General features: G+C 62.0%; 2 pseudogenes. Both read left to right on the forward strand.

From position 1 onward, the window contains the following. Positions 1–118, forward strand: a pseudogene (locus tag FV228_RS31800) (IS5/IS1182 family transposase); the annotation flags it as partial. 8 nt (positions 119–126) lie between these two features. Then, positions 127–542 (forward strand): annotated as a pseudogene (locus tag FV228_RS31805) (IS5/IS1182 family transposase); the annotation flags it as partial. Between the last annotated feature and the right edge of the window lie 126 nt (positions 543–668).

Below are 668 nucleotides of genomic sequence, written 5' to 3' on the forward strand. Positions count from 1 at the left end.
CTGTCGGCGCCTGGTCAAGGATTACGAGCGTTATGCCAGCACGCTGGCAGGACTTCATATGGTCGCCTTCGTCTGTCTCATGCTGAAACAGGCCGAACGACTGATGACAGGTGCATAACACGCTCTAGCTTCAAACCCAAGGATCAAAGTGGAGACCAGGCGCCGCCGCCTGCCGACGGGCGTACTGCTGAGGTCGATGTTCAAGGTCAGCCACGCTCAAACGAGGCTCACAAGAGCGCCACCGATCTCCAAGCCACGCTCTATCGCAAGGGCTTGGGCAGGGAGGCCAAGCTCTGCTTCATCGGCCATGATCTGAGGCAGAACCGCTCGGCTCTGATCGTGGACACTTGCCGCACGCCCACGGACGGCTACGTCGAGCCCATCGCCCCTTGACGATGATCGAACCGCGGGCGGACCGACCCAGGGCGATCTCAGTGGGAGCCGACATGGCCTATGGCGCGCAGGACGTCGTCAACGAGCTGAGATCGATGAACGTGCGCGCGCACGTGGCTCAGAACACCACCGAACGCCGCTCGTCCATCGTAAGCGGTGTCTGGGGCCGCTCTTTCGGTTGGCATGACGAGTTTGGATGCTGATGGCCATTGCCGGGGGGGCGTGGGGATCGGCTTGTGTCTGGACTTGAGCGTAGGTTTGAGCCGAGGCGGCTG

The sequence above is a fragment of the Methylobacterium sp. WL18 genome, from assembly GCF_008040015.1.
Taxonomy (GTDB): Bacteria; Pseudomonadota; Alphaproteobacteria; order Rhizobiales; family Beijerinckiaceae; genus Methylobacterium; species Methylobacterium mesophilicum.